At 57.7% G+C, this 24948-nt stretch carries 22 protein-coding genes and 1 tRNA gene; 8 read left to right on the top strand and 15 right to left on the bottom strand.

Annotated elements, in window-relative coordinates:
• Window positions 1–24: 24 nt before the first annotated feature.
• Both rimI and tsaB read right to left on the bottom strand, forming a co-directional pair.
• On the bottom strand, window positions 25–504 hold the full coding sequence (rimI, locus tag HKD40_RS03695; RefSeq protein ID WP_169194373.1) for a ribosomal protein S18-alanine N-acetyltransferase: 480 nt from the start codon (window positions 502–504) through the stop codon (window positions 25–27).
• Window positions 504–1109 (bottom strand): tRNA (adenosine(37)-N6)-threonylcarbamoyltransferase complex dimerization subunit type 1 TsaB, encoded by a 606-nt coding sequence (gene tsaB / locus HKD40_RS03700; RefSeq protein ID WP_169194374.1) that lies wholly within the window; start codon window positions 1107–1109, stop codon window positions 504–506. The genes rimI and tsaB overlap by 1 nt, the downstream gene beginning before the upstream one ends.
• Before the next feature lie 128 nt (window positions 1110–1237).
• Here tsaB and lnt point away from each other — a divergent pair, with 128 nt between their 5' ends.
• Window positions 1238–2854, top strand: a complete 1617-nt coding sequence (gene lnt / locus HKD40_RS03705; protein ID WP_169194375.1) for an apolipoprotein N-acyltransferase — start codon at window positions 1238–1240, stop codon at window positions 2852–2854.
• 120 nt (window positions 2855–2974) lie between these two features.
• Here the strand turns inward: lnt and HKD40_RS03710 are convergent.
• Window positions 2975–3059, bottom strand: a tRNA-Leu gene (locus tag HKD40_RS03710).
• Between the two features lie 309 nt (window positions 3060–3368).
• Between HKD40_RS03710 and HKD40_RS03715 the strand changes: the two genes are divergently transcribed.
• Both HKD40_RS03715 and HKD40_RS03720 read left to right on the top strand, forming a co-directional pair.
• A complete protein-coding gene (locus tag HKD40_RS03715) occupies window positions 3369–4364 on the top strand; it encodes a complex I NDUFA9 subunit family protein (RefSeq protein WP_169194376.1) in 996 nt (331 codons plus the stop codon).
• A gap of 139 nt (window positions 4365–4503) precedes the next feature.
• Window positions 4504–5202, top strand: a complete 699-nt coding sequence (locus tag HKD40_RS03720; protein ID WP_169194377.1) for a PadR family transcriptional regulator — start codon at window positions 4504–4506, stop codon at window positions 5200–5202.
• Window positions 5203–5255: 53 nt separating this feature from the next.
• Here HKD40_RS03720 and HKD40_RS03725 read toward each other — a convergent pair whose 3' ends face one another.
• From HKD40_RS03725 to HKD40_RS03740, 4 genes are all read right to left on the bottom strand, one after another.
• Entirely contained in the window at window positions 5256–5948 is a 693-nt protein-coding gene (locus HKD40_RS03725) for a TetR/AcrR family transcriptional regulator (RefSeq protein ID WP_349236786.1), read from the bottom strand.
• The gene (locus tag HKD40_RS03730) at window positions 5896–7422 is read right to left on the bottom strand and encodes a tripartite tricarboxylate transporter permease (protein WP_169194379.1); all 1527 of its coding nucleotides are present in this window, start codon (window positions 7420–7422) and stop codon (window positions 5896–5898) included. Before HKD40_RS03730 ends, HKD40_RS03725 begins: the two co-directional genes overlap by 53 nt.
• Before the next feature lie 12 nt (window positions 7423–7434).
• On the bottom strand, window positions 7435–7959 hold the full coding sequence (locus tag HKD40_RS03735) for a tripartite tricarboxylate transporter TctB family protein (RefSeq protein WP_169194380.1): 525 nt from the start codon (window positions 7957–7959) through the stop codon (window positions 7435–7437).
• A gap of 85 nt (window positions 7960–8044) precedes the next feature.
• Window positions 8045–9091: a tripartite tricarboxylate transporter substrate binding protein gene (locus tag HKD40_RS03740; protein WP_169194381.1), complete on the bottom strand. Its 1047-nt coding sequence runs from the start codon at window positions 9089–9091 to the stop codon at window positions 8045–8047.
• Between the two features lie 210 nt (window positions 9092–9301).
• Here HKD40_RS03740 and HKD40_RS03745 point away from each other — a divergent pair, with 210 nt between their 5' ends.
• From HKD40_RS03745 to HKD40_RS03760, 4 genes are all read left to right on the top strand, one after another.
• Window positions 9302–10042 carry a sulfite exporter TauE/SafE family protein gene (locus tag HKD40_RS03745; RefSeq protein ID WP_169194382.1) on the top strand — a complete coding sequence of 247 codons (741 nt, stop codon included), beginning with the start codon at window positions 9302–9304 and terminating at the stop codon, window positions 10040–10042.
• Between the two features lie 98 nt (window positions 10043–10140).
• Window positions 10141–11292: a Gfo/Idh/MocA family oxidoreductase gene (locus HKD40_RS03750; protein ID WP_169194383.1), complete on the top strand. Its 1152-nt coding sequence runs from the start codon at window positions 10141–10143 to the stop codon at window positions 11290–11292.
• An 80-nt stretch (window positions 11293–11372) separates the two neighbouring features.
• A complete protein-coding gene (locus HKD40_RS03755; RefSeq protein ID WP_169194384.1) occupies window positions 11373–12542 on the top strand; it encodes a dihydrodipicolinate synthase family protein in 1170 nt (389 codons plus the stop codon).
• A complete protein-coding gene (locus tag HKD40_RS03760; RefSeq protein ID WP_169194385.1) occupies window positions 12539–13363 on the top strand; it encodes a sugar phosphate isomerase/epimerase family protein in 825 nt (274 codons plus the stop codon). Before HKD40_RS03755 ends, HKD40_RS03760 begins: the two co-directional genes overlap by 4 nt.
• 47 nt (window positions 13364–13410) lie before the next feature.
• Here HKD40_RS03760 and HKD40_RS03765 read toward each other — a convergent pair whose 3' ends face one another.
• From HKD40_RS03765 to HKD40_RS03775, 3 genes are all read right to left on the bottom strand, one after another.
• Window positions 13411–13794 (bottom strand): hypothetical protein, encoded by a 384-nt coding sequence (locus tag HKD40_RS03765; protein WP_169194386.1) that lies wholly within the window; start codon window positions 13792–13794, stop codon window positions 13411–13413.
• Between the two features lie 104 nt (window positions 13795–13898).
• Complete coding sequence (locus HKD40_RS03770) at window positions 13899–15161, bottom strand: methyltransferase (protein ID WP_248305892.1); 1263 nt, start codon at window positions 15159–15161, stop codon at window positions 13899–13901.
• A 54-nt stretch (window positions 15162–15215) separates the two neighbouring features.
• Entirely contained in the window at window positions 15216–15782 is a 567-nt protein-coding gene (locus tag HKD40_RS03775; RefSeq protein ID WP_169194387.1) for a NifU family protein, read from the bottom strand.
• Between the two features lie 129 nt (window positions 15783–15911).
• Between HKD40_RS03775 and HKD40_RS03780 the strand changes: the two genes are divergently transcribed.
• A complete protein-coding gene (locus HKD40_RS03780; protein WP_169194388.1) occupies window positions 15912–16208 on the top strand; it encodes a DUF3817 domain-containing protein in 297 nt (98 codons plus the stop codon).
• A gap of 4 nt (window positions 16209–16212) precedes the next feature.
• Here HKD40_RS03780 and HKD40_RS03785 read toward each other — a convergent pair whose 3' ends face one another.
• The 5 genes from HKD40_RS03785 to mutS all read right to left on the bottom strand — a co-directional run bounded on the left by HKD40_RS03785 (window position 16213) and on the right by mutS (window position 24871).
• Entirely contained in the window at window positions 16213–16686 is a 474-nt protein-coding gene (locus HKD40_RS03785) for a universal stress protein (protein ID WP_169194389.1), read from the bottom strand.
• A gap of 12 nt (window positions 16687–16698) precedes the next feature.
• Window positions 16699–17739 carry a tryptophan--tRNA ligase gene (trpS, locus tag HKD40_RS03790; RefSeq protein WP_169194390.1) on the bottom strand — a complete coding sequence of 347 codons (1041 nt, stop codon included), beginning with the start codon at window positions 17737–17739 and terminating at the stop codon, window positions 16699–16701.
• A gap of 69 nt (window positions 17740–17808) precedes the next feature.
• A complete protein-coding gene (gene murJ / locus HKD40_RS03795) occupies window positions 17809–19368 on the bottom strand; it encodes a murein biosynthesis integral membrane protein MurJ (RefSeq protein ID WP_169194391.1) in 1560 nt (519 codons plus the stop codon).
• Window positions 19369–19383: 15 nt separating this feature from the next.
• Window positions 19384–22179, bottom strand: coding sequence for a [protein-PII] uridylyltransferase (locus HKD40_RS03800; protein WP_169194392.1), 2796 nt, complete (start codon window positions 22177–22179; stop codon window positions 19384–19386).
• Window positions 22160–24871 (bottom strand): DNA mismatch repair protein MutS, encoded by a 2712-nt coding sequence (gene mutS / locus HKD40_RS03805; protein ID WP_248305893.1) that lies wholly within the window; start codon window positions 24869–24871, stop codon window positions 22160–22162. The genes HKD40_RS03800 and mutS overlap by 20 nt, the downstream gene beginning before the upstream one ends.
• Between the last annotated feature and the right edge of the window lie 77 nt (window positions 24872–24948).

Genomic DNA, 24948 nt, shown 5'->3' on the forward strand with positions numbered 1-24948 from the left:
CCGCGCGCACTCTAAACAACCGGGTTAACCAAGATCGCGCGTCATGACAAGCGCGGTGGCTGCCGAGCCATCGGGGCGTGGATAATACCCCTTCCGCTTCGACACGGCCTTAAAGCCGTGATGTTCGTAGAGGCGGATCGCGGGGGTGTTCTGCTCGTCGACTTCCAGAAACATGGTGGTCACTGGGCTCATCAGCAGATCAGCAAACACCGCATCGAGCAGCGCACGTCCTAAGCGCTTGTTGCGCCACTTTTTATCAACCGCGATGGTGAGAAGCTCGGCCTCGTCGAGCACAGTGCGAATAACCGCAAAGCCGGCAATGCGGCGCTTTGCATCACAAGCCACATAGGTTGGTGTCGCCTTGTCGGCGATAAAATTGGAAAACTCTTCGCTCGACCAGCCGCGATAAAATGATCCAGCATGGATTTTCGCCAAGGCGGCCGCATCAGAAGGCTCTGCCGGTTCGACATGCAGCCCTTGCGGGGCCAACCACAGCTTATCCATCAGACGCGCCTTGGAATGCGAGACGCGTTTTGCGGCTTGGCATCGGCATCCCGCACATAGCTCGCATGTGGCGGATAGTCAGCGACATCTTGCTCGGCAGCAAAACGAGCCATGGCGACGATGTCGACAAAGGGACTATCGACCAAGGTCGCCTCATGGGAAATAGCAGCGCGCGCCTCTTCAAGCGGCAGCAGCCGCGCGGCAGTTTTCGGAACGCCGGGGGCCGAGAACGTCTGAAAATAGGCTTCGTCGCGGCGGGCATCCAAGAAAATTACCACCGGACCGCTCGCCACGGTCAGCGAAAGCGCTTGCAAGCTTGGAATGCCCAGCACGGGTATTTTGCGGGCGACACCGAGGCCGCGCGCTGCGGAAAGACCGATGCGCAGACCGGTGAACGAGCCCGGGCCAGTGGTGACTGCGATGCGCTCAATATCAGCGTTGGAGACGTTGTTCCGCGACAGCAAAGTGTCGAGACGCGCGAAGAGAATTTCCGCGTGCCCTTTGGCGATGTCATCAACGATGAAATCGCTGGTACCGTCTGCCAAGAGCAGGCCCAACTGAAGGCGCGGAGCAGCTGTGTCGATAGCAAGGGTAATTGCGGGCAAGCGAGGATCTCCCAAGACGGGTTCTAACAGGCACTATCGCTCAAAATGGCTTGAGTCCACCGCCTTGACGCCTCACCCCACTGCGACCACCTTGCCTTTATGCCCATTGATTCGCTGCGTATCTCGATATGACATGGCTCGCTGAAACGACGATGCTGAGCCAGGGATGGCGCCGGTTCCTGATCCTGCTGCTGGCAGGCCTTGTTGCAGGGCTTTCTGTCGCTCCCTTTTTCCTTCTGCCAGCGCTGTTCGTCGCCATGCCCATTTGGATCTGGGCTCTCGATGGTGCGGAACGCGGCAAAGGGCTTAAGCGCCTTTTCGGCCCCGCCTTCTTCATCGGCTTTGCTTTCGGCCTTGGTTATTTCCTCGTTAGCTTTCATTGGCTGGGCGCGGCGTTTTTCGTCGATGGGGGGTGGTTTGTTGCAGCCATGCCTTTTGCCATCCTGGCGCTCTCAGCGCTGATCGCTCTCTTCTGGGGCCTGGCCAGTGCCTTTGCTCATATGAGCTGGAGTCACGGGGGCACGCGTATTTTCACTCTTGCTGGCTGGCTTGCCGCGGCAGAATTTGCTCGCGGCCATGTGCTCACCGGCTTCCCGTTTGATCTGCTCGGCTACAGTCTCACCGCAACTGAAGAATTGATGCAGGCCAGCTCATTGGTCGGCGTTTATGGCCTAAGCTTTATCGCGCCGTTGATTGCCGCGACCCCTGCCCTGATTTGGCCGGCAGATGATCGCAATTGGTCCCGGCGATTGGCGCCCTTCGTTGGCGCCATCTTTGTCGTCGCCTCCATGCTTGGCTATGGCTGGAACCGGCTCAACACCACACCGGTCACCGAGCGCACCGACATGCATATGCGCCTCGTGCAGCCACTGGTTTATGAGCACAGCGATTTTGGCAATGTCGACCCAGTCGCACTCATCGACCGCCTCACCATGTTGTCGGAAATGCGCATGGACCCGATCGATCAGGGTCTAGCCGATATCACCCATCTCGTTTGGCCAGAATCGAGTCTCCCTTTCTATCTCGAAGCCTATCCAGAGGCCCTCACCCGGATCGCACGTCTCCTGCCCCCGCAAGCCAGCCTCATCACCGGCGCGCCACGTCGTCCCTATGCGCTGGATGCAGTGGACGCCTCAGGCAAGCCATACAATTCAGTGATCGTTGTCGACACCGAAGGCGAGATCGTCTCGAGCTACGACAAATCCCATCTCGTCCCCTTTGGTGAATACCTGCCGTTTGACGAGCTCCTTGCCAAAATTGGCATGCAGCAATTCGTGCCCGGATCGGATGGTTGGGCCGCAGGCGACGCCAAGCGCCGCTTGATGACCCTGCCCGGGGGCATCAACGCTCTGGTGCTGATTTGTTACGAAATTTTGTTTTCCGGCGATCTTGGCGAAACCGCCAATGCAGGCTTCCTGCTCAATGTCACCAATGACGCTTGGTTCGATGCGTCCTACGGCCCCAGCCAGCACGCGCACCACGCCCGAATTCGCGCCGTCGAAGAAGGTATGAGCCTCATTCGTGTCGCCAATACCGGCCTCACCTATGCCACCGACCCACTGGGTCGCATCACGGCACAACTCCCGCCGGGTGAAATGGGCGCTCTCGATGTCCGTCCCCATGAGCGGCTAGACAGCACGCTATTCGCACAGCTGCGCCACTGGCCGTTCTTACTCGCGGTTTTGGGAAGCATCTTGGCCGGCTTTGTCGCCCACGCCCGGATCAGACGCCAGCGCCTGATCTGACCCTAGAAGGGTAAAAACCCGCGCTTTGTACCAGAGTTTTGTACCAAGCGGAGAAACCTCAGTGCCCTAAAGCACGAAACCCGCGCATCCACGAGGGATACACGGGTTTTCGAGAAGGATTGGTGCCCAGAAGAAGACTCGAACTTCCACACCTTGCGGTACACGGACCTGAACCGTGCGCGTCTACCAATTCCGCCATCTGGGCAGTGTCGCTTTTGCAGCAGTGCTGCGGCAACGAGTGACTATCTAGATTAGGGTGTTTCCGAAGTCAACGCGCTTTGCGGGCCAGCCTAAAACTTTGCACCCATACAAACCCTTATCCCGATTTCTTCCACAGCGAAGGCCCTTGAAAACTGGGCTGAATATCGGATTTGAAAAAATCTGCGCTGAGTGGAAAACTGCGCGCCTAAAGCACCATCGGACGCAAACAATCGGCCATCAAAGCGGGCCGAAACACTCGACAGGCGGACCGGGCTTGGCTAAAACCGGTCAACTTGTCGCAGGAGTGCCGTCTATGACTCGCAATGCCCAGAAGCTCGTCACGATTTTTGGTGGATCGGGATTTGTCGGGACCCATCTGGTGCAGGTGTTGGCACGCGAAGGATTCCGTATCCGCGTTGCTGTTCGTCGTCCTGACCTAGCAGGTGTTGTGCGCACTCCGGGTTCTGTTGGTCAGATCGTGCCGATCCAAGCCAATCTGCGCAATGAAGCATCCGTCCAGCGCGCCATCGCCGGCGCCGATATTGTGATCAATCTGGTCGGCATCGGTCACCAGAGCGGCAAACAGAATTTTGACGCCGTGCACACCACGGGCGCAGCAACTGTCGCTCGCGCCGCCAAGGCCGCCGGGGTTTCAACTCTCGTCCATCTCTCGGCGCTCGGCGTTGATAAGGCTGCGTCGGTATCAAAATATGCAGCCAGCAAGCTTGCTGGTGATGAAGCTGTGCTGGCGGCTTATCCGCAGGCCATCATTTTGCGCCCCTCGCTGATCTTCGGCGTTGGCGATGGCTTCTTTAACCTCATGGGTACGCTGTCGCGCATTATGCCGATCATGCCACTGATTGCTGGCAATACGAAGTTCCAGCCCGTATTCGTTGGCGACGTGGCGGAAGCCATTGCCAAGGCCGCGAAGGGCGAGGTGAAGACTGGCAAGATTTACGAGCTGGGTGGCCCAGACGTTGAAAGCCACAAGGTTCTTATGGAACGCATTCTCGCCGAAGCTGGCCGCAACCGTCCGCTGGTGCCATTCCCAGCTGGTCTCGCCAAACTTGGCGCGAACCTCTTGGGTATTCTGCCCTTCAAGCCAGTGGTGACCAGCGACCAGGTCGACTTGCTCGGGGTCGATAATGTGGTTTCGGACGAAGCTATCAGAGACAAGCGCACCCTCGCGGCATTTGGCATTGCTCCCACTAGCATGGGCGAGGTGCTACCGACCTATATGTGGCGCTTCCGCCGTAATGGCGAGTTCGACCGAGCCGATCGCGGCCCCAATACAGGTCTTGCCACCTAACTATCGCAAAATATTTTTTGAAGGCGCTTCAAGCTCATAGGCTCGGAGCGCCTTTTTGTTTCCGCGATATATCTTGAAACCGATCTTGCAGGGACAATCTCTTGCTCAAGGGCGTTAAGATATATCTTGGAGACATATCATGGCATCTCGCGATTTTCGTGATTTTGACTGGAGCACAGTAGACCAATTGGCGCGTCGCAGCTGGGGCCGTATGCAGCGTGCTGCTGGCGTCGATTTCGGCGAATGGGGTGGCAAGGCCCGCGTCGGCAAAATGCTGGCCTCGGGTGACTTACGCCTCGTGGCGCTCTTTTTCATCGAGCAGCAGCCGCGCCACGGTTATGATCTGATCAAAGCCGTAGAAGAAGCGTCCAATGGCGTCTATTCGCCGAGCCCCGGCATTGTGTACCCGGCGCTGACCTATCTTGAGGAGGCGGGCTTCGCGACCTCGAGCGTTGACGGCAATAAGAAGCTTTATGCAATTACCGACGAAGGCCGCGCGCATTTGGAAGACAATCGCGAGGCAGTAGCCGCCACGCTAGAGTTTCTGGCGCGGACGGGCGAGCAGGTGAACAAGTTCCGCGATTTCGTTGCAGCCGATTGGCCTTTTGGTGGCAAAGGGGAGCCGGAAGCAACGCCGTCACACCCCGCTTGGGCGCCAGACGACCGGCCTATGCATGACGTGGTGCCGGAACTGGATGCGGCGCGCAAATCGGTTAAGCAGGCGATTAAAAAGGCCCGCACTGGTTCGGACGAAGTGCAGTTACGCGCCGCTGAGATTTTGCGTCGCGCCGCAGCCGATATTGAAGCGCTCGGTCAGGACGATGACGTCGACCTTTAGGGGCTGAACGGAATGAGCAAGGGCAGGGGGAAACCTCTGCCCTTTTTTGCTTTTTAGCCGTGCCGCGATTTGGTTTTCAAAAAGTCGAGAACCATTTGCACGGCGTGCGCCTCGCGCTCCTGGACCATAGCAACGCTTGAGAGATCGCGTTCAAAGATCACCGATAGGGTGGCCGTGTTCGACACATAGAAAAAGCCGAGCGCAGCCACGGAAATATAAAGCTGCACCGGATCGACATCGCGGCGGAACAGTCCCGCTTCGGCTCCACGCTCGATAATCTCGGCGATTTGCCCGACCAGCGGCGAATGCAGCGCCTTGATATCGGGCAGGGTCTTGAGAAAACGCGCGTTCTCGATGTTTTCCGTGCCCAAGAGGCGCGGAAACCATGGGTTCGCCAGAAAGTGACGGAAGGTGAACCGCACAAGGCGGTCCATAGCTTCCACCGGATCATAGCGCCCCAAGGACAGCGCCCGCTCACCCGCGCGGATCTCGGTATAGGCTTCCAAGAGGACGGCCCGGTAGAGCTCCTCTTTATTGCCGAAATAATGATAGAGCAGCCGCTTATTGGCCTCAGCACGCTCGGCGATGGCATCGACGCGCGCGCCCTCAAAGCCCCGATCGGCAAACTCCACTCTGGCTGCTGCCAGAATGGAGGCTTTGGTCTTTACCGAATTCCTTGGGCGTTTTGACGTCTCAGCTTTTGGCTGGGACAGCTCCACGATTGCGGGCGAAGAGGGATCGGACACGTCGATTTACCGCCGGAATGGACATCAGAATGGTGAAGACAATGATCAGGCAAATAACAGCGCTGATCGGCCGGGTAAAGAAGGGCGTTGGGTCGCCATTGGTAAGCGCCAAGCCGCGGCGCAGGTTCAGGTCTAAGAGATCGCCGAGCACGATGCCCAAAACCAGTGGCGCCATTGGGTACTTCATCTCCCGAAGGAAGAAGCCGACAATGCCAAAGACCAACATGACGTAGACGTCGAACATGCGCTGAGTGATGGCAAAAGAGCCAATAACGCAGAGCACATAGATGACCGCCATGAGCCGTTCGCGTGGGACCGAAAGGACCTTAATGAAGACCTTTGTCAGCGACAGGCCGAAGATCAGATTGGCGAGCGTTGCCAACAGCAGCATGCCCACGACCTGATAGAGGAAGGGCGCATTCTCGATCATCAGCATGGGGCCAGGGCGGATGCCGTGGATCATCATCGCCGCGATGAGCACGGCGGCAGCGGCAGAGCCGGGCAGGGCCAGAGTAAGTGTCGGGATCATCGAGGCCGATACCACGGCATTATCGCCGGTTTCTGCCGCGATCAGCCCTTCTTGGCTGCCCTTGCCGAACTCTTCGGGGTTCTTGGACAGCTTTTTGGCCGCTGCATAGGAACTCCAGGCGCCAACGTCCTCACCGACACCCGGGATGATACCAACAAAGGTGCCAATGATGCCGGAGCGAATAATGGTTTTCCAATATTGGAAAATCTCGCGAAAGGTCGGCACGACACGATCATTCACCGGGGCGATATTGGCGATGGCCGTGCGCTTCATGGTGGAGAGAATTTCGGCCAAGCCAAATGCGCCAACCATGGCCGGGATCAAATCAATGCCGCCACCAAGCGCCGGTATGCCAAAGGTAAAGCGCTGATGCGCATGCAGCGTTTCCATGCCGATCATGGCCACCAACAGGCCAATGATCCCGGCGATGTAGCCCTTGAGCGGCGTATCAGAGCCCGTCATCTGACCCGATACAACCACGCCGAATAGTGCGAGCCAGAAAAACTCATACGAGCCAAATTTCAGCGCCGCTTCGGAAAGCACGGGAGCAATAATGGCGAGAAAGAAAATGCCGACCAAGGTTCCCAAAGTTGAGGAGGTCGTCGCAAGACCCATGGCAAGACCTGCCTTGCCCTGCTTGGCGAGCGGGTGACCATCGAGCGTCGCCGCCGCATTGGCCGGTGTGCCGGGAATATTGAGCAAAATGGCAGTGCGGCTGCCCCCATAAATGGCGCCCAAATAGACGCACATCAGGGTGAGAATGGCCTGGTCTGGCGCCATTTTATAGGTGAGCGTCACCAAGAGCGCGACGCCCATGGTGGCCGTAAGGCCGGGCAAAATACCGATGGTCAGACCGAGCAGTGTTGCCCACGCCACATTGAAAAGGCCGGAGGGGGTTATGAAATGCGCCACGCCCTGGCCGAGGAGAATAAGTCCGTCAAACATGGAAGCCGTCTCCTAAGGCAGCCGAACCAGAAAAATCTGGCCGAACACATAGTTGACGCCCACGCCTGCAACGAGCGCGACCACCAGTGCCCAGATCAGTGTCCGCACGAGGTTGGCGGGCCGATCTGCCAGTACGGTTTCAAACAAGACGATAAAGGCGAACACAAAGAGCGCCGACGCCAGCCAGAACGGCATGCGGCCCACGAGCCCCAATGTGTAGACCAAGGCGAGAGCGGCCACGGTGACAACGCGAATAGTTTGCCACGAAAGCAGCAGGTTCAGCAGAGCTACCCCGCCAGCCTTGGTATCGAGCTTCCATGACCGAAAGGCGAGCAGGGACCCACACAGGGTCAGGGCAACGCCGAGCACGAAGGGCACGAGACCCGGTATCGTTGCTGGGTGAATACGGCGCACGGCGAGCCGATCCATGGTCCAAGACAGATACGTAACGGCAAGGCCGAGTGCGATCAGAATAATCGCAGTGATAAGATCGGCGCGTATGCGCGCAGCATCCTCGTGCTGAGCAGAGAGGGTCATTTTATGTGCCTAAAGTTTGGTACGGCCCCACCAACATCGAGCCAACCGCTAGCTTTCACGAAAGCCAGCGGTTGGTTGGTTGGTGTTAGTTCTTGGCCATCTCAGTGCGGGTTTCGCAATCGATGCCAATGGTGGACGGATCGTTGACCGCTTCACCGCGACCAACGGAATCGCAGGCCTCAAGAATCACAACCGGCATCGCCAGAGCGCGCGCTTCCTCGCCATAGGATGGAGCGAAAACGGCACCGAAGGTTTCAGCGTAGGTTTTTACCGCTTCAGATGTTGAGACCTTCTCAGCCCAAATCTTGTCGAGTGTGGCTACCACCTCGGCCGGCACGCCCTTTGGCACGAAAATACCGAAGTAATCCGGCGCCAACTCCATGTCTGGAAGCCAGTTTGTGATCGGTGGGATCGGCTCAGCGCCTTCAATAACAAGCGGCTGATTGGACAACACGGCCAGAGCTCTGAGACGTCCACCGCGGATCAGTTCGGTTTGCTCAACGGCAAGTTGCGTTGTGACCATGGCTTCGCCAGCGGCTGTTGCAATCGCAGCTGGGCCGCCACCATCATAGGTGATCATGTTGTAGTCAAAGCCGCCCGCCGCGCCCGAAAGCGCGCCGATGGCTGTGCCACCAGATGAGGTGATACCGGCTGTCGCCACGGAAATGCCGCTACCAGCGTCCGACTGGAACGCCGCCAAAAGTTCGCCGAAATCCTTGAACTGGCTGTCTGTCGGCACTGAGACTACCGGCACGTTGGCAACGGAGAGATAGATATGCCAGTCGTCGATATTGGTGTTTTCCAAAAGCCCCGTCACCGAATAGGTGGCGTTGTTGGCGATCGCATTGGCGGTCCAGGTGTAGCCATCGCGCTCAGCGTTGAGCACTTCCTGCGTGCCAATGGCACCGGAGGCGCCAGGTTGGTTGACGACGACGACTTCAACACCAAGGGCTTCAGCAAGGATCGGCGCTGTGACACGGGTCACCTGATCGGTCGACCCACCAGCGCCCCACGGTACGATGAGATTGATTGGACGATCAGGCTTCCATTCCTGACCCATGGCCATAGTTGCGCCCAGCGCGAACACAGCAGTGCTCGACGCGAGGACGACGCGCAGCAGTGACTGCTTCATCCTAAAACTCCTCCCGTTGGAGCCCAGTATTCTGGTGCTCACCCGGGCAGATTGGGTGCCTAAAAACTATGTGTCAAGCTAGAAGTAACCGATCAGTGATTTAGTGAGCGCTAACTCTGGCCTATTAGAGTATCACGCCATGCGGTAATTGCTTGGCGAAAGTCCGGCTTGGTATGGTGGCGCGGACGAACATATCTCTTCGGGGCAATCATGGAATTGGAACGCTTGGCCATCTTGGGCTTAACTTTGGCAGCGGGAGCTTTTGTGAAGGGCGCAACAGGCATGGGGCTGCCCCTGATCGCATTGCCGGTTTTGACCTCGGCCTTTGGTTTGCAGCATGCTGTGGGCATTATGGCCGTGGTGCAGATCGTTACCAATATTGCTCAGGTCTGGCAATTTCGTGATGGCGCCAAGGACGTGCGCTTGCAGTTTATGCCGATGTTTTTGGTGACCTGCGCCGTCGGCGTTGGCTTCGGCACATGGCTCTTGGGCAATCTTCCAGAGCGCTATTTGATCTTCAGCCTTGGCATTGTGCTGCTGGTCTATTTTGTTCTCAAAATTAAGAACCCGCACTTCTCCATTGCCCCCACTGTGGCGCAAAAACTGGCACCCTTCACCGGCGTTGGCACGGGCATATTGCAAGGCGCAACCGGCATTTCGGCACCCGTTGGCGTGACCTTTATCCATGCCATGGGGTTGGACCGGCGCGTGCATGTTTATGCCGTCTCGGCCATGTTCCTACTCCTCGGATTTATCCACCTCCCCGCGCTATTCATCTCCGGCATTATGAAGCCAGATTGGATGCTAGAAGCGCTTCTGGCGCTGATCCCGATCGCCATCTTTATGCCCCTCGGACAGCGCGTTGCTGGGAAACTGAGTCGTAAGGCCTTTGACCGAATGATCCTGATCTTTCTCGGTCTGATGGGCGTAAAAATGGTGATGGGGCTCTAACCTCACCACTTTATGCCTACGCAAACCCGCTTGACGGCCGTCATTCTCCTCGCCTAAGTAACTACACAGTTACACAGCGCGATCCTGAGGAGGTTTTGATGGCGGTTCGGCGGGTAGGCATTATCATGCACGGCGTCACGGGGCGCATGGGCTATAACCAGCATCTGGTGCGCTCTATTCTGGCCATACGGGATCAAGGCGGCATCAGCCTTGCCAATGGCGACCGCCTCGTTGTCGATCCGATCATCGTTGGTCGTAATCGCGACAAGATCGAAGCGCTGGCGAAGAAGCACAATATCGCCCGCTGGAGCGACGATCTTGAGGCCGCACTGGCCAATAAGGACGACGAGATTTTCTTCGATGCTGGCACGACGCTGATGCGCGCAGGCCTGATCGAACAGGCACTTGCCGCTGGTAAGCATGTCTATTGCGAAAAGCCGACCTCGGACGATCTCGAAGTCGCGGTCAACCTGGCCAAAACCGCCCGCGCCTCTGGCCTCAAGCACGGCGTGGTGCAGGACAAGCTGTTCCTCCCCGGCCTGATGAAGCTTAAAATGCTCCGCGACAGCGGTTTCTTCGGCGACATTCTCTCGGTGCGTGGCGAGTTCGGCTATTGGGTGTTTGAAGGCGACTGGCAGAAGGCGCAGCGCCCAAGCTGGAACTATCGCAAGAACGACGGTGGCGGCATCATCCTCGATATGCTGTGCCACTGGCGCTATGTGATGGACAATCTCTTCGGTGAAGTGAAGGCCGTCTCCTGCCTGGGTGCGACCCATATTCCAAAGCGCGTCGACGAGCAGGGCAATACTTTCAACTGCGATACCGACGACGCAGCTTACGCAACCTTTGAGCTCGAAGGCGGCATCATTGCCCAGATCAATTCGAGCTGGACAACGCGCGTCCGTCGCGACGATCTCGTGACCTTCCACGTCGATGGTACTCACGGCTCCGCCGTTGCAGGCCTCCACAAGTGCTGGACCCAGCATCGCGTCAACACGCCAAAGCCGGTGTGGAACCCTGACCAGCCCCAGACCATGAATTTCTTCAACGATTGGGAAGAAGTTCCGGACAACTGGCCAGCCGACAACGGCTTTAAGGCGCAGTGGGAAATGTTCCTGCGCCATGTCGCCGAGGACGCGCCTTGGGAATACGGCCTTGAGGCCGGCGCCAAGGGCGTGCAGCTGGCCGAACTGGGCCTCAAGAGCTGGGCCGAGCGCCGCTGGCTCGATGTGCCAAAGCTCGAATTCTAATTTCGCTCAACCCTCCCGGCGCCGCCTCGAACGTGTTTTGAGGCGGCGGTGGGCGTTTGCAAAGGCTTGAGGAGATGCCGATGCCACAGTTAAACCTACCCAATGCTGATCGTTCGATTACGCCCTATGTGCTCAAGGGCGATCCGATCCCCTTCGTGAAATTCAAAGCCAGCGACTTTCCGCGCATCGCCTATTCGGCAGCGCATGTCGTGGCCGATCCGCTGGCGAGCGTCGACCCTTGGTTGACCCCAGCAATTGATTGGGACACGACGCTGAAATTCCGCCATCGCATGTGGGACCTCGGGCTTGGCGTTGCCGAGGCCATGGACACAGCCCAGCGCGGCATGGGCCTCACCTGGACCGAAGCGCAGGAGCTGATCCGCCGCTCGCAGGTGGAAGCCCGCAGTCGCTCTGACAGTCTCATCGCCTATGGCGCCGGCACCGACCATCTGGCGCCCGGACCAGACGTCACTATTGACGATATTCTGCGCGCCTATGACGAACAGGTTGATTTCGTTGAAGGGCAGGGTGGCCGCGTCATCCTCATGGCCAGCCGCGCGCTCGCCGCTGCAGCCAAGTCGCCAGACGATTATGCTCGCGTTTATGGCCATGTCCTGAGCCAGGTGAAGCAACCGGTGATCATGCATTGGCTGGGCGAAATGTTTGATCCAGCTTTGCTCGGCTATTGGGGCAAGGGTACGCATGACGAAGCCATGGACGTGTGCCTCGATGTGATCGCCGCTCACGCCGACAAAGTCGACGGCATCAAAATCTCTCTACTCTCGGCAGAAAAAGAGATCGACATGCGCCGCCGCCTGCCGAGCCAGGTCAAAATGTATACGGGCGACGATTTCAATTATGCCGAGTTGATCGCTGGCGACGACCAAGGTTTTTCGCACGCCCTGCTTGGCATTTTTGACGCCATTGCGCCCGCAGCATCAGCCGGTCTCGCGGCCTTGGGCCGTGGCAATACCAATGAGTTTTTCGACATTTTGGAGCCAACGGTTCCGCTGAGCCGTCACATCTTTGCAGCGCCCACCCGCTTTTACAAAACCGGCGTCGTCTTCCTCGCCTATCTCAACGGATTGCAGGATCATTTTCAGATGGTCGGCGGGCAGCAGTCGACCCGTTCCGTGCAGCACTTTGCCGAGCTCTTCCGCCTTGCTGACAAGGCCCGCGTGCTGGCCGACCCAGAACTCGCCACGAGCCACATGAAGGCCTTCCTCGCCGTCAATGGAGTTTCCGCATGACCGAAAGAGGCATCTCTCTCAATTTTGCCACAACGCGCCAGCAGTGGGGCTTTGCCGAAGCTGTCGACGGGTGCTTGCGGGCTGGAATTACCGCCATCTCGCCGTGGCGCGATCAAATCCAAGCCATTGGCCTTAAAGAAGCTGCGCGGATTGTTCGGGACAACAAGCTGCAAGTGACGGGCGTCTGCCGTGGCGGCATGTTCCCAGCCCTCACCGCGGAAGGGCTGAAGGCCAATATTGAAGACAATCTGCGCGCTATCGACGAAGCCGCGGCGCTCAATGCAGACTGTCTTGTGTTAGTGGTGGGCGGCATTCCGCAGGGCAGCCGCAATATCATTGAAGCCCGCAAACAGGTGTGCGACGGCATTGCCGCCATCCTGCCACACGCCAATGCGTCCAATGTGAAGATCGCCATCGAGCCGCTGCACCCTATGTATGCTGCGGACCGCGCCTGCGTGAACACCATCGACCAAGCGCTCGATATTTGCGAACAGCTTGGCGAAACGGTTGGCGTCGCTATCGACGTTTATCACGTCTGGTGGGACCCCAATTTGGCCAAAGCCATTGCGCGGGCAGGGCGGATGAAGCGTATTTTCGCGCATCATATTTGCGATTGGCTCAATCCAACCTCGGACTTTTTGCTCGATCGCGGCATGATGGGCGATGGGGTTATCGACCTTCCCGGCATCCGCAAAATGATCGAGGACGCAGGTTTCTTCGGCCCGCAAGAGGTAGAGATTTTCAGCCAAAACAATTGGTGGAAGCGCGATGGCGACGAAGTGCTTCAGGTGATCAAGGAACGCGTTACCACTGTCTGTTAAACAAAAAAAGCCCCGGTCTCCCGGGGCTTTTCAAATTCATCTATCGATTACTGTTTGATGTAATCGATGCTGGAGCAGAAAATGCCGCCCTTACAGCCGGTGAGCTTGATAGTGGTGGCATTCTTAAGTTCAACAATGGCCTTTGCACCACCACCGTTGAGCGAGATATTGCCTTCCCACTTGTTCGGGCCAGTCTGCTTGCCCTGCACAACCTGCTGATTCACGAACTTCAGGTTTTCAGGGGTACGCGAGTCGCCCTGAATATCGTTCAGCGTACCGCACAGATCGGTGCCACTACCGCAAAGCTTGAATGTGAAGCTCGTGCCCCACTTATCAACCCAGGTCCCGTTCGGCGAAGCGTCCTGAGCAAAGGTTGGCGCAGCAAACAAAGCTGCAAACGAAGCGGCGGCAATAATGGTCTTCAGCATCATTAAGTAATGCTCCTTATCAAAACGCGCCTAATTGAAGGCACGTGCGTGTCTCGTTCAAGCCCTTGATGGAAGAAACGCGGGTACATCGTTATCGGTTGCTAAATTTACCGACGGAAGGTTCCTGCGACTTCGATGTGAGTGGACCAAGCGAACTGATCTACTGCTATTAGCTCACTGAGAATGAACCCGGCCTGAACAAGCGTTTTTGCGTCCCGAGCAAAAGTTTTCGGATCGCAGGCGACCATGACCACGGTCTTCACCTTCGACTTTACCAGCTCTTTGATCTGCGCTTCGGCACCAGCCCGAGGCGGATCGAGAACGACTGTTTCGAAGTTGAGCTCGAACTGGGTAAGTGGGTCGCGGAAAAGATCTCGCACCTTGCTGGTGACGGCCTTCAACCCCTTGGTGAAACGTGTGGCCTTTGCGAGCGCAAGGGTTGCGGCCTTATCGCTATCAGCGGCGTAAACCGGCGCCTTCTCGGCCAGACGCAGGGCAAATGGACCAATCCCGCAGAAAAGGTCGGCCACGGACTTGGACTTGCCAACTGCGGCGATGACATAGCTGGCCAGAACGTCTTCGGCCTCTGCAGTCGCTTGGAGGAAGCTACCAATCGGCAGATCAACTTCCGAGCGTCCCATAGTGATCGTTGGCTGTTGGCGCACCGAGACCATGTCGCCATCAATGGAGAGACGCGCCAGACGCAGTTGGGCGGCCAATGGCACGAGCGTCTCCAACTTCAAGCCCTTTGGGGCCTTGCGAACGTGCACATCTAGGCCCGTGCTGGTCGCTGTAAAGCTGACATCGCATTCCCCGATAGACGCCGCCAAAATCCGCGCGATCTTGGGAGCATGCACGAGAGCAGGCACAAGGATCGGACATTTTTCGATGTTGAGCAGTTCATGCGAGCGAATGCGCATATAGCCAGCAGCATCCTTGCGAGCATGAAGCGTCGCACGACGGCGTCCCTCGCCATGCGCGATGTGGAAAGCCTCAACCTTGTGCTCAAGACCGGCGTGTTGGAGCGCTGTTTCCACCAAGCCAATTTTGAAGGCTTTATAAGCATCGGGCGAAAGATGCTGGATCTGGCAGCCGCCGCACTCACCGAAATAGGGGCAGAAGGGTTCAATACGATCAGCTGAAGCGGTCGTGACGGTTTGCAGATGCCCGCGCTCACCCTCGTGCTCAATGACAACCTCTTCACCCGGCAAGGTGAAGGGCACATAAACACGCTGGCCATCAATGCTGGTGACGCCTTCGCCCCGCTGTCCGAGGGTTTCGATGGTGACGGTGGTGGACATGGGCGAACTCAACTCTTGTATCGGGTCTGGCTGGGGCACCAGATAGCCAGAAGCCCGACGATTACTCATCGGGCTTCTGGCTTGCTGCTAATTGTTTATCTCAGGACTGAGCCCTAAGAAATATCAAACCTGCTGAACGGCCTCTACGCCGGGAACAAAGTGGCGCAGGAGGTTTTCAATGCCGTTCTTTAGGGTAGCTGTGGAAGAAGGGCAACCCGAGCACGCGCCCTGCATATGGAGGAACACGGTGCCTTCTTTGTAGCCCTTAAAAATGATGTCGCCGCCATCCATCGCCACAGCAGGACGGACACGGGTCGCCAACAATTCCTTGATGACTTCGACCATTTCCTTGTCTTCTTCTTCGAAGAATTCTTCGACTTCGTCGAAGTTGAGCGGCGCTTCAACGCCTTCGGCGATAACCGGCTTGCCCGACAGGAAATGATCCATGATCACGCCAAGAATAGCTGGCTTGATATGGGCCCAATTTGTTTCGTCCTTGGTGACCGAGATAAAGTCCGAACCAAGGAAAACGCCGGTCACGCCAGAGATTGCGAACAGGCCGGTCGCGAGCGGGGAGGCCGTCGCGGCATCGGCGTCGCGGAAATCGCGTGGCTCACCGGTGAGCACATCCCGCCCAGGCAAAAACTTCAGAGTTGCCGGGTTCGGCGTGGCTTCAGTCTGGATGAACATGGATGCTGCTCGTAAATTAGAATGCTTCTAAAATAGCTATTTCGGCGGCGAATGCAAGGGTCTTGCAAGCTGCATTTGCGACAGAGCGTCACGATTGCGCGGACAACCATGCAGCGCTAGAGACATAACATGATCCGCTTATTCAGATATATCGGCGTCTTTGAGGGTATTACAACCCTCGCGCTGTTTTGCGTCGCCATGCCAGCAAAATACTGGTTCGGCTATCCCGACCTTATTTCCCCGGCTGGCCGCATCCACGGCCTCGCCTTCGTTCTCTACATCGTCGCTATGGTGTTCTGCCTTTGGGGCAAGGGCTTTACGCCGGTGGAATGGGCACGAACGACCATTGCTTCGTTCTTCCCCTTCGGGACATTCCTCAATGACCCGTTCTTGAAGCGCAAACAAAAGGCGGCCGAGGCCGCCTAAGTCTTCAACATACCGCGATCACTTCCTCGTCGGTCATGTGACCGGGAACGATGGTCAGTGGGATTGGGAGCACATTGGCGCGCGCCGCAAAATGGGTCGCCAATGGCCCCGGACCATCGGAGGAATTGGAGGCCGCGAGCACAAGGATAGCAATATCCTTATCGCGAGCGATGACCTCTTCAATCTGCTCAGGGCCATTGCCCTCGCGGATCACGGATTCCGTACGGACATCGCCAATTTCGCGAATACGCGCCAGACGCAAGTCGAGGTTTCGCTCAGCTTGCTCCACCGCTTCCGCGCGCAAAACGTCTTCCACCCCCAAGCCGATAAACTCGGGGGAGGGAATGACGGTCATGAGCACCACGGTGCCGCCGGTGCGTTTGACGCGATAGGCCGCGAAAGTCAGCGCGCGTTCGCATTCTTCCGTCTCGTCGATGACAACCAGAAATTTGCGTTTGTACTCAACTTCAGCGACCATGAGCGCCTCCGATTAGCGGATAAAGCCAACGATGTTGCGGACGTCCTTCATGGTCGCCTCAGCGATCGCGCCAGCGCGTTCGCCACCATCGCGCAGAATCGCATCAATGGTCGCTGGATCGTCGAGCAGGCGACGCATCTCATTGTTCATTGGCGCGAGAACGGAAACCGCGAGCTCGGCCAGAGCTGGCTTGAACTTACCCCAACCAGCGCCGCCATATTCGGCAATCACTTCGGCCTTGGTCTTGTCGCTGAGTGCTGCATAGATGCCGACGAGATTGTCCGCTTCAGGACGGCCCGCTAGGCCTTCGACGTCGCTCGGCAGCTCAGCCGGGTCGGTGGTCGCCTTCTTGATCTTTTTCGAGATCGCATCAGCATCATCGAGCAGCGAGATGCGCGACTGATCGGACGGGTCCGACTTGCTCATCTTTTTGGTGCCGTCACGCAGCGACATAATGCGGGTCGCAGGACCGGCAATCAGTGGCTCGGTAATGGGGAAGAATTCGCCATCAACATTGGCCGCGCCGGTCTCAGCAATGGACTTGGCATAGTCATTGTTGAATTTTGCCGCGATGTCGCGAGTGAGCTCAAGGTGCTGCTTCTGGTCGTCGCCAACCGGCACTTCCGTCGCCTTGTAGAGCAGAATGTCTGCGGCCATGAGCGAAGGATAGGCGAGGAGGCCCAACGAGACCGCCTCAGAATTCTTACCAGCCTTATCCTTGAACTGGGTCATGCGGTTCATCCAACCGATGCGCGCGACGCAGTTAAAGATCCAAGCCAGTTCAGCATGCTGAACGACCTGCGACTGGTTGAAAATGATCGACTTCTTCGGATCGATACCGGCAGCGATGAAAGCGGCGGCCACTTCACGCGTCGCGCGGCGCAGCGCATCAGGCTCCTGCCAGACCGTGATGGCGTGCATATCAACCACGCAATAGATGGTTTCGTGCGTATGCTGAAGAGGCACAAAACGGCGAATGGCGCCGAGATAATTGCCCAAGTGCAGATCACCGGAAGGCTGGATGCCAGAAAAAACGCGGGGGCTAAAATTCATGATGTCCTTCAACCCAAGACGGGAAATTTGAGGACCGTTTTATACGGCCCGACAGAAGATGAAAACCAATTAGCGACGTTTGAACCGTCGCAAAAGCTGACCGAGGCGTTGTGTGCCTGTGATGTGTATGAGTGTGAAATAGAGCACGACACCGAACATGATCAAAATGGCGAGCACACCCGCCTGTATCCAGAAGGGGGAGCCAGTCCCCAAAAGGCCCCGACCTTGGTCGGCGAGAATGAACAGGCCACCACCCATGATGGCGCTAACCAGCAGGATCGACACTTGACCACGCCATTGGGCCCAACTGAGCTTGAAGTGCCCACGATATGCCAATGTGACGCCCATTAAGGCCACATTGGCCCAGGCGGAGACACTGGTCGCCAAGGCGATGCCAAGGTGTTTTAAGCTTGGGAACAGCAGCAGCGAAATCCCAATATTGAGCACCACACTCACCAGCGCAAACCCGGTCGGTGTGACCGTATCCTCGCGCGCAAAGAACCCTGGCTGGAGGATGCGGATGAGCACAAAGGCGGGGAGCCCGATAGCAAAACCAATAAGCGCTTCATTGGTATAGAGCGTATCCATCGCACCAAATTGCCCACGTTCAAACAGCACGCGGACAATTGGCTCCCCCAGCGCGACCAGCGCAAAGGCCGCCGGCATTGTGAGCAGCATGGAGATAAAGAGGGCTTGGTCTTGAGAGGCCCGCGCTTCAGTTTCGCGACCACCTTTGAGGTGGCGGCTCAACTCCGGCAAAAGCACAGTGCCAATGGCGATGCCAATGATACCGAGCGGCAATTGATAGAGACGATCGGCGAAATTGAGGATCGAAATAGTGTTCTCACCGCCCGAGGCGATGATCGTCCCGACGAAAATATTGATCTGGGTAATGCCCCCAGCGAGGATCGCCGGAACAGCCAGAACCCAGAACCGGCGCACATCTGCATCAAAGCGCGGCAGGCGCAGCTTGGGCTTCATGCCAGTGCGCTGGATTGCGCCCCACACCAAAATAAGCTGGGCAACGCCGCCGAGCATGGTCGCAAGGGCCACCCAAAGTGTCGCCTGTTGCGGCGCTTGCACGAAGAATGTGGCGAGCGGGATGAGGGCGGCGATATTGACGAGATTGAGCAGAACCGGCGCAAAAGCCGAAGCAAAATAGCGGTTTAGCGTATTTAGGATCGCGCTATAGGCCGCCATCAGCGACATGCAGGCGAGATAGGGGAACATGATCCGGGTCAACAAAACCGTCAGATCGAATTTTTCTTTATCGCCGACAAAGCCCGGCACAAACAGTGCCATCAGCTGGGGCATGAAAACTTCGGCCAAGATGGTGACGATGATCAGTGCCACCACCAGCCAGCTCATGATCCGCGAGGCCAGTTCCTTGGCCCCGGCGTTGCCTTGCGTTTCAAGCGCGCCCGAGAACATCGGCACAAAGGCGGTGTTAAACGCGCCTTCGGCAAATAAGCGTCGGAACAGATTGGGGAAGCGGAAGGCGGCATAAAAGGCGTCCGCGGCCGGGCCAACTCCCAAGACCACCGCCATCAACATGTCCCGCGCGAGGCCGGCCACGCGCGAGATTAATGTCATAGAACCGACAGAGACGAAGTTGCGAAATAGGCTCATGCGCGTCCTCGACGCTTAGCCATTGCTTGGCTTCTTCGCGTCCGGTGTTTCGAAAACGGCAAGAAGAGAATCGTGGATTTTCTTCTGGCGCTGTTTCACGTGAATCTTCTGGCCCGTCAGGTCAGTGACATAGAAAACGTCGACCGCTTTTTCCCCATAGGTGCCGATATGAGCCGACCCAATGGTCAGGCTCAGATCGGATATCTCGCGGGTCAAAGCATAGAGCAGACCAATGCGATCGAGACCGGCCACTTCAATAACGGTGAACTTTTCCGAGATGGCATTGGACACCGAGACCTGAGCGGGCAGGGCGAAAGGTTTGAGACGCTTGTTGTGGCGACTTTCCTTGCCCAGATCGATGGTCACCTGACGCTGGCCCTGCAGCAATTGCTTGACCGTATCGATAATTCGAGTGGCGCGAACCTTTTCGTCCTCATCGGAGGTGAACGAACGACGAAGGCGGAAAGTGTCGATGGCGCGGCCGTCACGGGTCGAGAATATCTGCGCCCCAATAATCGACGCATCCTGCATAGTGCAGGCACCCGCGATGAGCGAGAGCAGGCGCGGATGGTCGGGCGTATAAAAGCTCACCTCGGTGATGCTCTCAAACGCCTTCACCCGGATCGACCCAGCAAAGGGGTTACCCGACTGATCGGCATTGCGGATCATCCGCGCGTGCTCGATCTGCAATTCTGGTTCAGCACGGAGCCAATAGTGGTCGTAGTGACGACCGATATAGGCGTCGACGTCTTCAGCAGGCCAGGCCGACAACGCCTCTTTCAAGGCGTATTTCGCCTGATTGACGCGATCCGATTGACTGACTTGCGAATGACCGCCCGACAGTAGGGGTTCGGTCGCGTAATAAAGCGCCCGCAGCAACGAGCCTTTCCAACCCGTCCACGTGCCAGGACCCACAGCGCGAATATCGCAAGCGGTAAGGATCATCAGCAGGGCCAGACGCTGTGGCGATTGCACGATTTCTGCAAATGCCTTGGCGGTTTCAGGATCCTGAATATCGCGCGCCTGCGCAATCTCGCTCATCACCAAATGGTTTTCGACCAGCCAAGCGACAGTATCTGTTTCGGCTGGGGTCAGGCCGAAGCGTGGGCACAGTTTTTTCGCGATCCGCGCACCAGCGATGGAGTGATCTTCCGGGCGTCCCTTGGCGATGTCATGAAGGAACAGCGCCACAAAAAGCAGCTTGGTGTCGTTGAGCTGCGGCAGCAACTCATGAGTCAGCGGCAATTCAGTGCGCATACCGCCATTGGCGATATCCGCCATAATCCCAACCGAGCGGATCAAATGCTCATCCACCGTATAGTGGTGATACATATTGAACTGCATCAGGGCGACGATCTTGCCGAAATCGGGCACAAACCTGCCCAGAACGCCGCTCTCATTCATCTGCCGCAGCATGCGCTCGACATAGGTGGAGCTGGTGAGAACAGTCAGGAAAAAGGCATTTGCCTTCTGATCATTGCGCAGCTTGTTGTCGATGAGATGGAGAGAGTCGCGAATAACCTTGATGGCGTCAGGGTGGAACAGCAGTTCCTCGCGCCCGGCGACCATGAACATGCGAATGAGATTGACTGGGTCTTTTTCAAACACATCGGCGGCAGCGATATTGAGACGCCCGGTGTCGATGACGAAATCGGCTTCGCCCTTGATCTTGCTCTTGCCCTTACGGAAAGGCGAGAGCATGCGGCCAACCACGTCCATGTCTTTAACGTGATGGAATTCGAGACTGGCGCAAATGATACGGGTGAGATCACCGACGTCTTTGGCCACAAGGAAATAGCGCTTCATGAAGCGCTCAACCCCTAGCATCCCAAGACGCTGCTCATAGCCCATGCGGCGCGCCAGATCGGGCTGCACGTCAAAGGTCAGCTTTTCGTCAGCACGACCGGTGATGTAGTGAAGGTGGCAGCGCACTGCCCAAAGGAAATCTTCAGCGCGAGAGAAGTGGCGATATTCCGCAGCGCTGAGAACTTTTTTGTCCACCAGCTCCTGGCTGGTTTTGACCTGATAGAAATATTTGCCGATCCAGAAGAGGGTATTGAGATCGCGTAAGCCCCCTTTACCGTCTTTGATATTGGGCTCAACCACATAGCGAGTATTGCCCATTTGTCGGTGGCGCTCATCGCGCTCGGCCATTTTGGCAGCGATGAATTCCGGGCCGGTCTTCGGCATGATCTCGGTTTCAAAACGCGAGACCAGTTGCGAGAACAGCTCTTTATCTCCGGTCACATAGCGGGATTCGAGCGTCGCGGTGCGCACCGTCATATCGGCGCGAGCCATGCGAATACACTCATCCACCGAGCGCACGGCGTGGCCAACTTTTTGACCCAAATCCCAGAGCATGTAGAGCACATATTCTGTGACCTGCTCGCCCCAAGGGGTTTGCTTATAGGGCAGGATAAACAGCAGATCGATGTCCGAACCCGGCGCCAGCGTGCCACGGCCATAGCCGCCAACAGCCGAGAGCGCGATGGCTTCAGCGCCAGAAGGGTTATCGACCGGATAAACGCGCATTGTTGCGAAGGAATAGACCGCTCGGATGATCTCATCCTGCGCAGCCGAAAGGTTTTGCGCGCAGCGCGTCCCCTTGCCGGTGGCGATTAGGTCGACCTCGGCGGCCTTGCGGGCGGTCTGGAGCGTCTGACGAATATGGGCCAGAACCAGCGCGCGAGCCCTGGGCGAGCCAGCGGCCTCGTCGCCCACGATACTATCGAGTTCGGCAAGAATGGTCGGCGCGGTTTTGAGCGCGAACTGTGGCTTTTTGGGCCGGGCCTCAGTTTCGGCGAGCGTCATCGCGGAGTTTCTTCAAGTGATACAGAGCCTCTATAGCCTGGCGCGGGGTCATTTCATCCGGCCGGACCGCGTCGAGTGCCTCGTGCACAGCGTCTGTTCGGACTGGAACCGGAACAGGCTGATGCGCGAAGAGCGGCAAATCGTCTAGCACGCTCGCCTTGTCGCTGGAAGAGGCCGTACCGGAGGATCGTTTCTCAAGTATGTCTAGGACTTGCTTAGCACGATAGATGACAGGTTCAGGCAGACCGGCAAGGCGCGCAACCTGAATGCCATAGGATCGGTCGGCAGCGCCGGGGCCAACTTCGTGCAGGAAGACAACTTCGCCCTCCCATTCACGCACCTTCATGGTGACATTGGCAACACGCGAGAGCGTCTTGGCCAAAGAGGTCAGCTCATGGAAATGGGTGGCAAACAAAGCGCGGCAACCGGTGGTTTCATGCAAGGCCTCAACCGCCGCCCAAGCGATGGAAAGACCATCGAAGGTCGCTGTGCCACGGCCAATTTCGTCGAGCACCACCAGCGAACGGCGGGTCGCGCGATTAAGAATAGCCGCGGTTTCGACCATTTCGACCATGAAGGTCGAGCGGCCGTGAGCGATATCGTCAGAGGCGCCGACGCGAGAGAACAGGCGATCAACGACGCCGATATGGGCGCTATCCGCAGGGACAAAGCAGCCCATCTGTGCGAGAATGGCGATCAGGGCGTTTTGACGGAGGAAGGTCGACTTACCGCCCATATTCGGGCCAGTGACGAGCCAAAGACCACCGCCACCTGTTTCCTCCGAACCAGATAGATCGGCGTTGTTGGCGACAAAACTATGCCCTTCGGCCTTCACCATCAGTTCCACAACCGGATGGCGCCCGCCTTCAATAGCAAAGGCTAGGCTGTCGTCGACCAAGGGACGATGATAGCCGCGCGTTGCCGAGACTTCCGCCAAAGCCGCTGTGACGTCCAGTTCGGCGAGGGCATCGGCCAGATCCTGCAAAGCAGTCATGTGGCTCAAGACACTTTCACGCAGATGCGCAAAAATCGCATGCTCGATTTCGAGCGCAGCGCCCTGCGCCTGCGAGATACGGCCCTCAAGTTCCGCCAGCTCGGTCGTCGTAAAGCGCATGGCATTGGCCATGGTCTGGCGATGGATGAAAACCTCGCGATGCGGCGGCTCCAGCAGCTTCTGACCATGGGCGGCCGGGACTTCAACAAAGAAGCCCAGAACGCCATTGTGCTTGATCTTGAGCGAGCGGACGTCGGTCTCGTCCATGAGGCGCGCCTGCAGAGCGGCGACAACCTCGCGGGTTTCGCGGCTCAGAGCCCGTTCTTCATCCAGACGCGGATCGTAATGGGGCCGCACAAAGCCCCCATCGCGCGCCAAAAGTGGCAGATCATCGTCCAGCGCCAGCGAAAGGTTCAGCGCCATGTCGCGTGGGGCAGCGCCGAGAACGGCCTGCAAACGCGACAGGATCGGGGGTAGGTCATCATGTGCGGCCAATTGCGCCGCCACATCGAGCGCTGCCGACACGGCTTTGCCAATGGAGGCCAGATCACGCGGACCACCGCGCTCCAGTGTCAAACGCGAGAGCGCGCGCGCCACATCGGGCGCAGCCTTCAAATCCTGACGCAACCGCGTCCGCAGCAACGTGTCATCGAACAGACGCTCCACTGCATCGAGACGCTCATTGATCGGCTCAGACTTGCTCAGCGGCGCGGCCAGTCGATTGGACAGCAGACGCGCGCCGGGAGCGGTGACGGTCAGGTCAATGCTTTGGCGCAGTGACCCTTTGGCCTGGCCACGTTGGGTTTGCAGGATTTCGAGCGATGAGCGGGTCGCCGCATCGATGCTCAATGTCAGCTCATTGGCGCCACTCACCGGCGGGCGCAGCGCCGTGGCGCGACCCTTCTGGCTTTCAAGCGCATACCCCACCAAAGCGCCAACGGCGCTGCGAGATGCGCGCGATAAAGCAGAGGGATCAAAAACCGACGGGTCGAACACTTTTCGCAGCGCTGCAAAGGCGTTTTCGCTGTCAGCCAATTCTGGCGCCAGAGAAGACGCAATCGCGGCCCAGGCCGGCGCGAACAAATGCCGCTCGACGAGTGCCGCGCGCGTCGCATCGGTCAGTAGCAATTCGGCCGGAGCGATCCGGGCCATTTCGTCCGAAAGCTGTTCAGCCGTCAGGTCGGAAACAAAGGTTTCGCCAGTTGAAATATCGGCCCAAGCGAGCGCAAAGTCGGTGTCGCCGTGACGGACCATGGAGAGCGCTGCCAAATAATTGGCGGATCGCGCGTCGAGATGGTCATCTTCGGTCAGCGTCCCAGGGGTAACAAGGCGCACAACGCCCCGCTTCACCACAGATTTCGAGCCGCGCTTTTTGGCTTCCGCCGGGTCTTCCATTTGCTCACAAATGGCGACGCGGTGTCCGAGCCGGATCAGCTTATTGAGATAATCATTGGCAGCGTGGATCGGCACGCCGCACATGGAAATATCTTCGCCCAAGTGCTTGCCGCGCTTGGTGAGCACGATGCCCAAGGCCGCACTGGCGATCTCGGCGTCTTCAAAGAAGAGCTCATAGAAATCGCCCATGCGATAGAACAGCAAATAGCCCGGATTGGCCGATTTGATTTCAAAGAACTGGGCCATCATGGGCGTCAGTCCAGATGCGGCGCTCAGTGTTGCGTCTGGCGAAATTTGGTCCATGAGCTCGGGAGATTGGGGCGCTAGTCGGAAGTGCCGAGCTTAGGCAATTCACGGCACTCTGCCAACCGGCAGAGCAC

The organism is Devosia sp. MC1541, from assembly GCF_012847305.1.
GTDB lineage: Bacteria > Pseudomonadota > Alphaproteobacteria > Rhizobiales > Devosiaceae > Devosia.

Bases quoted from the DNA above. Each gene is read 5' to 3' on its own strand.
- rimI (WP_169194373.1), bottom strand. From the start codon at position 504: ATGGATAAGCTGTGGTTGGCCCCGCAAGGGCTGCATGTCGAACCGGCA.
- lnt (WP_169194375.1), top strand. From the start codon at position 1,238: ATGACATGGCTCGCTGAAACGACGATGCTGAGCCAGGGATGGCGCCGG.
- HKD40_RS03715 (WP_169194376.1), top strand. From the start codon at position 3,369: ATGACTCGCAATGCCCAGAAGCTCGTCACGATTTTTGGTGGATCGGGA.
- HKD40_RS03720 (WP_169194377.1), top strand. From the start codon at position 4,504: ATGGCATCTCGCGATTTTCGTGATTTTGACTGGAGCACAGTAGACCAA.
- HKD40_RS03730 (WP_169194379.1), bottom strand. From the start codon at position 7,422: ATGTTTGACGGACTTATTCTCCTCGGCCAGGGCGTGGCGCATTTCATA.
- HKD40_RS03735 (WP_169194380.1), bottom strand. From the start codon at position 7,959: ATGACCCTCTCTGCTCAGCACGAGGATGCTGCGCGCATACGCGCCGAT.
- HKD40_RS03740 (WP_169194381.1), bottom strand. From the start codon at position 9,091: ATGAAGCAGTCACTGCTGCGCGTCGTCCTCGCGTCGAGCACTGCTGTG.
- HKD40_RS03745 (WP_169194382.1), top strand. From the start codon at position 9,302: ATGGAATTGGAACGCTTGGCCATCTTGGGCTTAACTTTGGCAGCGGGA.
- HKD40_RS03750 (WP_169194383.1), top strand. From the start codon at position 10,141: ATGGCGGTTCGGCGGGTAGGCATTATCATGCACGGCGTCACGGGGCGC.
- HKD40_RS03755 (WP_169194384.1), top strand. From the start codon at position 11,373: ATGCCACAGTTAAACCTACCCAATGCTGATCGTTCGATTACGCCCTAT.
- HKD40_RS03760 (WP_169194385.1), top strand. From the start codon at position 12,539: ATGACCGAAAGAGGCATCTCTCTCAATTTTGCCACAACGCGCCAGCAG.
- HKD40_RS03765 (WP_169194386.1), bottom strand. From the start codon at position 13,794: ATGATGCTGAAGACCATTATTGCCGCCGCTTCGTTTGCAGCTTTGTTT.
- HKD40_RS03770 (WP_248305892.1), bottom strand. From the start codon at position 15,161: ATGAGTAATCGTCGGGCTTCTGGCTATCTGGTGCCCCAGCCAGACCCG.
- HKD40_RS03775 (WP_169194387.1), bottom strand. From the start codon at position 15,782: ATGTTCATCCAGACTGAAGCCACGCCGAACCCGGCAACTCTGAAGTTT.
- HKD40_RS03780 (WP_169194388.1), top strand. From the start codon at position 15,912: ATGATCCGCTTATTCAGATATATCGGCGTCTTTGAGGGTATTACAACC.
- HKD40_RS03785 (WP_169194389.1), bottom strand. From the start codon at position 16,686: ATGGTCGCTGAAGTTGAGTACAAACGCAAATTTCTGGTTGTCATCGAC.
- trpS (WP_169194390.1), bottom strand. From the start codon at position 17,739: ATGAATTTTAGCCCCCGCGTTTTTTCTGGCATCCAGCCTTCCGGTGAT.
- murJ (WP_169194391.1), bottom strand. From the start codon at position 19,368: ATGAGCCTATTTCGCAACTTCGTCTCTGTCGGTTCTATGACATTAATC.
- HKD40_RS03800 (WP_169194392.1), bottom strand. From the start codon at position 22,179: ATGACGCTCGCCGAAACTGAGGCCCGGCCCAAAAAGCCACAGTTCGCG.
- mutS (WP_248305893.1), bottom strand. From the start codon at position 24,871: ATGGACCAAATTTCGCCAGACGCAACACTGAGCGCCGCATCTGGACTG.